Source organism: Stieleria sp., assembly GCF_041595215.1.
Classification (GTDB): domain Bacteria; phylum Planctomycetota; class Planctomycetia; order Pirellulales; family Pirellulaceae; genus Stieleria; species Stieleria magnilauensis.
In genome coordinates this window covers 1-9206 of record NZ_JBFHKV010000234.1, presented here as the reverse complement: position 1 = coordinate 9206, position 9206 = coordinate 1, and the positions used below count along the sequence as shown (strand labels likewise).

Sequence of the window (9206 nt, the reverse complement as noted above, 5' to 3'; positions counted from 1 at the left end):
TGAAGACACCGGTCAGCGATCGGCCTGCCAAAAAGTAGCTCTCGTCCGTCGATTCGCCACCGCCGCGGGTGACCCACCACGTGGCAAACGCGACCAGGGCGGTAAAGAACAGAAAGGTTGCAATCGTCAATGGACCGTGCCGAAGCGAGAGAGGGGGCGGACCCGTAGCGAGGGGCAGGTGGGGCTGCGCTGGGTTGCGAGATGTTAGGCGGGATCGTCGTGGGTATCAGTTGGGATCGCTGAGCGGGATCCGTTTTCCGTCCAACGAATCGCTCCGCCGACAGGCATCGAGAATGCGCTGGGTTTGGACCGCGCGGTCGGCCAAGCCGCGATCGAGATTGCCGGAACGGGCGATCTCGTTGAACGTCCGCATCATCTCGACTTCTTGCGCGTTGGATTCACCGCTGTGGTATTCATCGCACTGGAACGTGTCGCTGCGACGACGGAAATTCCACTGGCAATTGTCGATCTGCAACTCGTGGCGATGGATTTGGTATTCGGTTTTGGAGTCGTACAGCGGCAACACGAAGTCATCGATCGTCAGGTAGCCGGAGTCACCCGAGAGGGTCGCCAGTTGCTGGTTGGCGGTGCAGAACGAGCAAAAGAAACCCGCCGTCAGCCCGTCATCGAAAACCAGTTCGCCGACGAATTCGCCCGGGACCCAATCGTCGGATCCGTCACGTGACAAACGGGTCAGGGTACGTCCGGAGACTTCCAGGGGATCGCGGAAGCCGCTCGCCCACAGGATGAATCGAATGCAATACCAGCCCAGGTCGCCCAGACATCCGTGGGGTTCCAAAATGCTGTCGGTGCGAATGTTGGCGGATTGGAATTCCGAATCGCCGGCGAAGGAAAAGTGGGTTTGGATGCGGCGGAGCTGGCCCAGTGCCGCCGATCGGACCTGTTCGCTGACGGCGTCGATCCGCTTGCCGTGGTCGAACATCACCCCGTCCATCAATTGAACGCCGTTGGCGTTGCAGGCGTCGCGCATCGCTTGTGCGTCGGCGGCGTTGATGGCGACCGGTTTTTCGATCAGCACGTGTTTTTTGGCTTCGGCGGCGGCAATCACCCATTCCTTTCGGCTGCCGGTCGGCATGGGGACGTAGACGGCGTCGATTTCGGCGCAGTCCAACAGCGCCTGGTGTCCATCAAACGCCTCGGGCACCACGTCAAAGGGGGCTTCGTGTTGACAATCGGCGATGAATTGATGGGCTCGTTCGACCGATCGACTGGACACGCCCCGGACGACGCCGTTGCCGCTCAATCGGATGGCTTTCCAGTTCTTCCTTGCAATATTAGCCGAGCTGAGGATTCCCCAACGACACTGCGCATTTGTCATCGCTGCTGATGTTCTCTAAACGTGTCCACTGCTGTGATTCCATCCGCTGCGATTCTACGAGCGGAGAATTCAGCAGCTTGGAACGAAGTCCAAGAGGATAACATGGAACACGACGGGCGCGCCGCCGACACGCCTGGATTGGGAAGAGATCTCACTGAATCGATAACCGATCTCACGCGGACCGCCGCACGAGCAGCCGAGCCCGGATGTGATTGGGCCTGATGCGATCAGGCGTAGATGCGATCAGGCGTAGTCGGCGAATTCGACCTGGATGCGAACGATGTCGGCCGCGCCGGCGAAAAACGCGTCCAGCACGTCGGAATCGAAGTGGGTTCCGCGGCCTTCCTCGAGAATCGAGAAGCATTTTTCGCGCGGCATCGCTTTCTTGTAGGGCCGTTCGGAGGACAGGGCGTCAAAGACGTCTGCCACCGCGGTGATCCGGCCTTCGATCGGGATGTCATCACCGGCCAGCCCGATCGGGTAGCCCGTTCCGTCCACTTTCTCGTGGTGGGTTTGCGCGATGCTGGCCGCCAATCGCATCAGCGAGGTCCCGTCGGAGAGGATTTCCGAACCGGTTTGCACATGGCTGCGCATCGTCGCGGCGTCGTGGGCGGCGAAGGGCTTGATGATCTGGCGTCCGTGTTTGACGTGCCCCTTGATGATCTCGTACTCCTCCGGTTCCAGTTTGCCGGGCTTGAGCAAGATGGCGTCGGGGATCGCGATCTTGCCGACGTCATGAAGTTGGGCGGCCAGTTCGAGATCGTCGACGAAGCGTTCCGGCAGACCGAGGTTTCGGGCGATCACGCCCGCGTAACGGCCCACGCGAATGACGTGGTTTCCGGTGTCGTTGTCACGCAGCTCGGCGGCACGGGCCAAAGAGTAGATCACTTCACGGCGCGATTTTTCCAGTTCCTTCGTGCGTCGCAACACGATCTTTTCCAGTTCCGCGGCATGATAGAACAACTGGTCATGGTACATCTTGCTCTGCAGCGCATTGCGAACCCGCGGTGCAAGTTCCATCGGGTCGATCGGCTTGATCAAAAAGTCCGTCGCGCCGAGTTCCAGGCAGCGCAATTTGACTTCGCTGTGAGTGTTCGCGGTCAAGATCAGCACGGGCAGACGTTTGAATTTTTCGACACTGCGGATCTGCGACAAGATCGAAATCCCGTCGACGTGCGGCATGTTGATGTCCAACAACACGACGTCGGGTTCGCGCGTGTGAATCATATTCATCGCGACCGTCGAGTCGGTGGTGGTTTCAAAATCGCTGTGCCCGGCCTGGGACAGGATTTTCTTGGCGATCAGCACGTTGGCGATCTCGTCATCGACGATCATGATCTTGCCCGGCGGGACATCCTGACGGCGTTCGACGCGAACCTGCGAGTCGAGGACCAAGGGGGCGTTGACCGCCGGGACCGGGATCCCCTGGCTGGACGATGGATGATTGATCGAGGAAACGTTGGAACTCATGGCACTCCGCCTAACGAAAGAAAGAATCTGCGGAACTCTTGGTTCGCGTGTGGTGGCCAGCGAATCCTATCAATCGCTTCGTCGGGGTTTGGCCGTTTTCCTCAATCCGGTCGAATCGGCTGTGCGGGTTCTGACCCTTTGATGGGGTTTGCCGGCTCCGTCGACGGGAAGACCGATCGTCCACAATCAGCGTCCGAAACCTCCTGTCGCACGTCGGTGCATCGATCCGCCAGGCGTGGGCGGTGGTGTCCAGCGGAGGCCATTGTGTGGTAGGTTCATCGCTCAAGCGATCGCACCAAAAAGGAGACATTCAGGATGCAAAAACGCCCACTTGGAAATACCGGTTTGGAACTGTCCGTGCTCGGATTCGGAGCCTCATCGATCGGAGCCGAGTTCCGCCCGATTGATGTGTCGGAGGCGCTGCGATGTGTGAACGTCGCGCTGGATCGTGGCATGAACTACATCGACACCGCGGCCTATTATGGACGCGGAATGAGCGAAATCATGCTCGGACGCGTGCTGCCGCAACTGCCGCGTGATTCCTTTTATCTGAGCACCAAACTGGGCCGTTTCGCTCCCAAACACTTCGACTTTTCAGCCCGCCGTGTCGCCGAAAGCATCGATATTTCGCTCGAACGAATGCAGCTGGACCATCTGGACATGGTGTTTTGTCACGACATCGAATTCGTGGACCTGGATCAAATCGTCAATGAAACCATCCCCGCCCTGAAAAAAGAGGTGGAAAAGGGCAAGGTTCGATTTGTCGGCGTCAGCGGATACCCGATGAAAATCTTCCACGAGATGATTCGGCGCAGCGAGCTGGATGTCATTTTGACCTACAACCACTACACGCTGCAGAACGACATGGCACTGAGCTTGGTCGAGCCCTGTCGCGACGCCGGGGTCGGGCTGATCAACGCGGCTCCGTTTTCGGCGCGGCTGCTGACCGACGCCCCCTTGCCGTCGTGGCACAAGGCCACCGATCAGGTGCGTGAGGTCGCCAAGGCGGCCGCCACCCATTGCCGCGAGCGGGGATCGGATATCGCAAAGTTGGCGCTGCAGTATTCCGCCGCCAACGAATCCTTCGCCAGTTGCGTCGTCGGATCGGCCAACCCCGATCGCGTCGCCGGTTGGTGCGATTGGCTCGACGAACCCCTGGACGAAACCCTGGTCGCCGAAGTCAAAGAGATCCTCAAACCGATTCACAATTGGGTCTACGTCGAGGGACGTCCCGAAAACAACGACAAGTGAGGTTTCGGGTTTCAAGTTTCAAGTCCTAAGTCCTGAGTTCGTTCCGCTCCTTGTCTCCTTGTCTCCCTGTCTCTCCCAATCCCCCTACCCCCCTGTCACATGAAATCTTGCATTACCATTTCGTTGGTCGAAGAAGCTCGCGGTGGGCCGTTCGTCCTTTGGGACGGACTTGAAAAATCGATCGCGTTTGCCGGCGAACTCGGTTACGACGCCGTCGAAATCTTTGCCCCCTCGGTGGAATCGTTGAACTTGGATTCGCTCGGCAATCTGCTCGACGGCGCCGGCGTTCGACTGGCCGCACTCGGTACCGGTGCCGGTTGGGTGAAACATCGGCTGCAGTTGGCCGATGCCGATGCGAAGAAACGATCCGACGCCCGCGCGTTTGTTCGCACCATCATCGATGCGGCCGGCGGATTCGGCGCGATGGCGATCATCGGGTCGATGCAGGGTCGCAGTGACGCCGAGGTCGATTCGCCAACCGCCCGGGCGTACCTCGCCGAGGCGCTCGAAGACGGCGGGGAGCATGCCAGCCAGTACGGCGTGCCGTTGATCTATGAGCCGCTGAATCGCTACGAGACCAATCAGTGCTGCACCGTCGCCCAAGGCGTCGAACTGCTGCAATCGCTGTCGACCTCCAATGTGCGATTGCTGTGCGACCTGTTTCATATGGGTATCGAAGAGACCGACATCGCCGATGCCTTGACCCACGGCGGTGACCTCGTCGGCCACATTCACTTCGTCGACAGCAACCGCCGGCCGGTCGGATGTGGTCACATGCAGTACGGACGCATCATCGAGGCGTTGCGGGCGATCGACTACCAAGGCTACTTGTGCGCCGAAGCGTTTCCGTGGCCCGATCCCCACGAAGCCGCCCGTCAAACCATGCGGGCGTTTCGTTATTGGACCCAGACCGACTGATGCTAGGCCGAGGCGAGTGACGCCGTGGGGTCGACATAGTCGTGGTGCGAACCGACCAATTCGGATTCGCTCTCATCGGTCGCCGGCGAAACCGTTCCGAAGTACAGCAGGCAGGTCACTGCGATTCCCATGCTGATCAGCGTCCAGAACGGCTGGTACGAAGGACCCAGTTCGGTCTGAGATAAAAAGACCGTTGCGCCCGACCAGCCGCTGTCCGCGATGCGGCCCAGTGAAACCGATAACGCATTGTTGGTGAAGTGGATCAGGATGCAGGGGAGGATGCTTCCGGTTCGCAGCGTGATCCAGCCGAGTGCGACGCCCATCACGGACGCGGCGATCGATTGTTGCAGCACGCCGTGTGAGATGCCGAACATGACGGCGGTCAACACCACCGCGCGGAGTTTGCCTTTTTCGCGAACCAGTCCGCCGAAGATGAATCCTCGAAACGCGAGTTCTTCGCAAACCGCCGGCACCAACGCCATCAGCAGCACGACGGCCGCCCAGGGAGCCGATGCGATCTGTTCGGCGAAGGGTTTCATCGCCGCGGCCGCTTGCTCGCTGACCGGATAGACGTGGTTGATCATCTTGGACAGCATCACGTAGCTCGGGTGCAGCGTGATGCCGAACAAGGCCGCCAGCGGTAGTGTGGTCCAGTGCGGCATCCGCAGTCGCAAACTCTGGCGGACGGAGGTCGTCAGCATCGTCGCCATGATCAACGCCGGGAACACGATCAGAACCTGGGGCATCACCACCAGTTTCGCGATGCCGGCAAAGTCCTTCGGCATTTCCGAAATCGTTAACCGGGCAAAGAACAAGGTTACCAGCACGATCGCCCCACAGGCGTAGGCCTGCGCGGGGGTGGCCGCGATTTGTCGATCTCGCCACAGGTGCCGCACCCACATCCCCAGTTCCCATTGTTCGCCGCCGCCGAACAACACCGCTTCGTCTTCGAATTGGCGTCGGGCCCAGCGGGCGGCCAGCCACAGACAGGTACCGGTGACCGTTGCCACCATCGGAACATAAAACAATGCGGTCCCATACTGGCCTTCGACCAAGGCGCGGACCAGCAAGAACATCCCCGAGACGGGAATCAGGCTGGTGCCGATATTTAACGTCGTCCCGGGCAGCATCGGCAACATCACCAATGGCAACGTCACCATCATCAGCGGCATCAAATAGTACTGGCCCTCTTTGCTGCTCTGGGCCATCGCCGCGACCGCGAGGGCAAGCGCGCTGAACAGGCACGACAGCGGTACGAGCGCGACGAACAACCAAAGCATCGGCACCAGTGGCGGTGAGCCCAATGCGGCGCCGGCACCGCCGACACCCATGTGTTGAAAGACCAGTGAGCTGGTCAGCAGCATGCTTCCGGCGTTGAGCAGGGCGGTCAACATGCTGAACGAAGCGACCGCGCCCAGTTTTCCCCAGACGATTTCGCTGCGCAGCGCGGGGCTGCACAGCAGCGTTTCCAGCGTTCCCCGTTCTTTCTCTCCGGCCACCAGGTCGACGGCGGGATAGAACGCTCCCGTCATCGCCCAGACGAGCATGATGAACGGCAGCAGCTTGCTCCAGAACGCCGCTTCACGCGTCCGCTCGGGAGCGATGTCGGTGTCGGACCACTCAAAGGGCAGTAGCATTTCGGCATCGATGCCGACGCCGGACAAACGCTCTTTGATCCATTCGCCTCGCCAGGACGCCAGCACGCCGGCGACACGTTGTCTGGCGACGACGGACTGGTCGCTGCCCACGTTGAACAACAGTTCGATGTCCGAGTCGCGGTTCTCCTCTGCCGAGGTCGACTTCGAGTCTGTCCCGACCAGGTCGCCCATCAGTTCGTTGTCTTTGAAGGCGGGCGGGATCAACACGACCAAATCAAACGCACCGGTCTTGACCCACTTGTTGGCTTTGTCACGCACCGGTCGATCGGCCGACAGTTCGTCCCAGCGATAGGTCAGAAGTTCCAGCGAATCAGGTTGCTCGATCAATTCGGGGGCAAACGTTTCGCCCTCGAACAGAGGCGGTGCCCCTTCGATGTTCTCGGTGCCGATGACGCAGACCGAGGTCGGGTTTTGGCGGGTGAACTGGGCGATCTGCAACAGCAGCATGCCCACCAGCGGATACAGCATGATGGGCAGCACGGCGATGGTGAACAGCGTTCGGCGGTCGCGCAGCTGGTCCCGCATCTCGCGCATGTAGATCAGCCAGACCGCGGACGCGCGAGGCTTGCCTGCCAGTTCAGCTTGTCGTCGAATCGCTCGGGACGAATCGCTCATACCAGTTGTTCTCCCACCCCATGGTTGGCCGCCGACGCATGACCGATTCGTCCGCCGACGCGCATCTCTTGTTCGTGTTGGCTGAGCAACCCAAAGAACAGCTCTTCAAAGTCATCTTCGCGATGGCGGTCTCGAAGTTCTTCGAGGGTGCCGCTGTCGAGAATCTTGCCGCAATACATGATCGCAATCCGATCGCACAACCGTTCCACTTCACTCATGATGTGCGTCGAGAAGATCAGGCACTTGCCGGATTCACGCAGCGATCGAATCACGCCCAGCAGATTGCGGGCGACCAGCACATCCAAGCCCAACGTCGCTTCGTCAAACACCAGCACAGGCGGGTCGTGAATCATCGCCCGTGCGATCGAAACCTTTTGCTTCATCCCGGTGGACATCTTGCCGCCGGGGACATCGCGAAAGTCGTTCATTCGCAATTGATCAAACAGGTCTTCCAAACGTTTTTTTAATGTGGTGGACTTCATCCCGTGAAGTCGCCCGAAATACTCCACCATCTCCCAGGCGGTCATGCGGTCGTAGATGGCCGTGTTGTTGCTGACGAACCCGATGTGCCGCCGGACTTCGGCCGAATCGCGAACCACGTCATACCCGGCGACGGTGGCGATGCCTTCGGTCGGTTCGAGCACCGTGCTCAAGATCCGCAGCACCGTGGTTTTGCCCGCCCCGTTCGGCCCCAGCAAACCAAAAATCTCGCCCTTTTGCACCGAAAACGAGATGCCGTCAACGGCCACGAACCGGCCACGCTGGAGATCCTCATACGTCTTGGTCAGATGTTGAACGTGGATCATGCGAAAAAGCGGGCCCAAGGTGCGGTCTGTCTGAAATGGCTTCTCGAAGCTAGCTCATTGAATGGTCCGTGTGTTTCAAATCCCGCGGCACCACGATGGGATCGACTCATCCTCCGCGGCACAACCGACAGAAACGGCAACGCTTATGGGGGGGCGTCTGCGACAGACGCGCGAGTTTTCTTCTGACCGGTCGACGGATTACACTCGCACTTGACGCGTTACCTATTACTACTGATGAACCTGCAGCTTCTTCCTGTCGTCGCCGGCGGCGCCGTTCCATGCCGAAATCACCGAAGTTACGATCCAATCTCAAGGCCGCTGATCGCCGCCGTCGCCGCCGAAATTTGGCCGGTCGCGGTCACGACCGGCCGACCGCCCCAAGCGACGTGAATCGACGTCCGACGGACGGTGTCGATGTCCCCCAACTGCTGATCGAAGCCGTGCTCAGCGTCGCTGAACGAGAGGCCGCGCTCAACGACTCCGCGGTGGTCGGGGCGCTGCGGGCGATCAAAAACGGATCCACCTCGCGATCCGCTTACACCCAAGCGGTCTGTGAAGAGATGATCCGCCGGCTTGATGCCGCGGCCGTCGGCGAGCCGCAGCGGCGGAAGGCGGCAGGCGAATTGCTGACGATTGCGTTGGACAACACGGATTCTGAGTCACCGGATCGATTGATTCGCTACCTCGCGCTGATCGCGTCGTGATCACCGGTTCTTCATCTGTGCTTCACGCGATCTTCATGGTCGGGCCAATGGCAGGAAAGCTGCAACGATTCGGGGGAACGGGACGGCGAATCGAGTCAAGGCGTATCGATGGTGACGGTGTTGCGAATTGATCGGCAAACAACGGTCGAACGCGTCGTCAGCGTGGGGGATCTGTGTTAGCGGCAAAACTATGTACACCGACGAATCGTTTTATGCCGCCCGCGACGATGGCTGAACTGGGAGAGAGGCGTATCCCGAGCCTGCTCCCATCAACTTAGGACGAGTGGCTAATCAGGTACTGATGGATCGGTACCTCACGCTCGTCGCGACTGTTCACGGACGACAACGAAGCGATGAAAAAGACTCATGGTGCGCGCTCGCGGCGATTCTCGCTCGCGCTGGCGCTGGCAACGTGCTTCGGCACTGCGGCGGTCAACGCCGACGA

Annotated in this window: 7 protein-coding genes; 3 read left to right on the top strand and 4 right to left on the bottom strand. The window is 59.9% G+C overall.

Annotated features, from left to right (window positions below):
- Positions 1–226 precede the first annotated feature (226 nt).
- Entirely contained in the window at positions 227–1339 is a 1113-nt protein-coding gene (locus tag ABX749_RS11420) for a Gfo/Idh/MocA family protein (RefSeq protein WP_372896092.1), read from the bottom strand.
- A 243-nt stretch (positions 1340–1582) separates the two neighbouring features.
- Positions 1583–2809 carry an HD domain-containing phosphohydrolase gene (locus ABX749_RS11415; protein ID WP_372896091.1) on the bottom strand — a complete coding sequence of 409 codons (1227 nt, stop codon included), beginning with the start codon at positions 2807–2809 and terminating at the stop codon, positions 1583–1585.
- Positions 2810–3124: 315 nt separating this feature from the next.
- Here ABX749_RS11415 and ABX749_RS11410 point away from each other — a divergent pair, with 315 nt between their 5' ends.
- Together ABX749_RS11410 and ABX749_RS11405 are read left to right on the top strand one after the other, a co-directional pair.
- Entirely contained in the window at positions 3125–4060 is a 936-nt protein-coding gene (locus ABX749_RS11410) for an aldo/keto reductase (RefSeq protein ID WP_145219352.1), read from the top strand.
- 99 nt (positions 4061–4159) lie between these two features.
- On the top strand, positions 4160–4978 hold the full coding sequence (locus ABX749_RS11405; protein ID WP_145219350.1) for a sugar phosphate isomerase/epimerase family protein: 819 nt from the start codon (positions 4160–4162) through the stop codon (positions 4976–4978).
- A 2-nt stretch (positions 4979–4980) separates the two neighbouring features.
- Here ABX749_RS11405 and ABX749_RS11400 read toward each other — a convergent pair whose 3' ends face one another.
- Both ABX749_RS11400 and ABX749_RS11395 read right to left on the bottom strand, forming a co-directional pair.
- Positions 4981–7251: an ABC transporter permease subunit/CPBP intramembrane protease gene (locus tag ABX749_RS11400; protein ID WP_372896090.1), complete on the bottom strand. Its 2271-nt coding sequence runs from the start codon at positions 7249–7251 to the stop codon at positions 4981–4983.
- A complete protein-coding gene (locus ABX749_RS11395) occupies positions 7248–8057 on the bottom strand; it encodes an ATP-binding cassette domain-containing protein (RefSeq protein WP_372896089.1) in 810 nt (269 codons plus the stop codon). Before ABX749_RS11395 ends, ABX749_RS11400 begins: the two co-directional genes overlap by 4 nt.
- A gap of 386 nt (positions 8058–8443) precedes the next feature.
- On the opposite strand from ABX749_RS11395, the gene ABX749_RS11390 reads away from it, so the two are divergent.
- Positions 8444–8761, top strand: coding sequence for a hypothetical protein (locus ABX749_RS11390; protein ID WP_372896088.1), 318 nt, complete (start codon positions 8444–8446; stop codon positions 8759–8761).
- Positions 8762–9206: the final 445 nt, after the last annotated feature.

Excerpts from the sequence above, each read along its gene's own strand:
- ABX749_RS11415 (WP_372896091.1), bottom strand. The coding sequence starts at position 2,809 with ATGAGTTCCAACGTTTCCTCGATCAATCATCCATCGTCCAGCCAGGGG.
- ABX749_RS11400 (WP_372896090.1), bottom strand. The coding sequence starts at position 7,251 with ATGAGCGATTCGTCCCGAGCGATTCGACGACAAGCTGAACTGGCAGGC.
- ABX749_RS11410 (WP_145219352.1), top strand. The coding sequence starts at position 3,125 with ATGCAAAAACGCCCACTTGGAAATACCGGTTTGGAACTGTCCGTGCTC.
- ABX749_RS11395 (WP_372896089.1), bottom strand. The coding sequence starts at position 8,057 with ATGATCCACGTTCAACATCTGACCAAGACGTATGAGGATCTCCAGCGT.
- ABX749_RS11405 (WP_145219350.1), top strand. The coding sequence starts at position 4,160 with ATGAAATCTTGCATTACCATTTCGTTGGTCGAAGAAGCTCGCGGTGGG.
- ABX749_RS11420 (WP_372896092.1), bottom strand. The coding sequence starts at position 1,339 with ATGACAAATGCGCAGTGTCGTTGGGGAATCCTCAGCTCGGCTAATATT.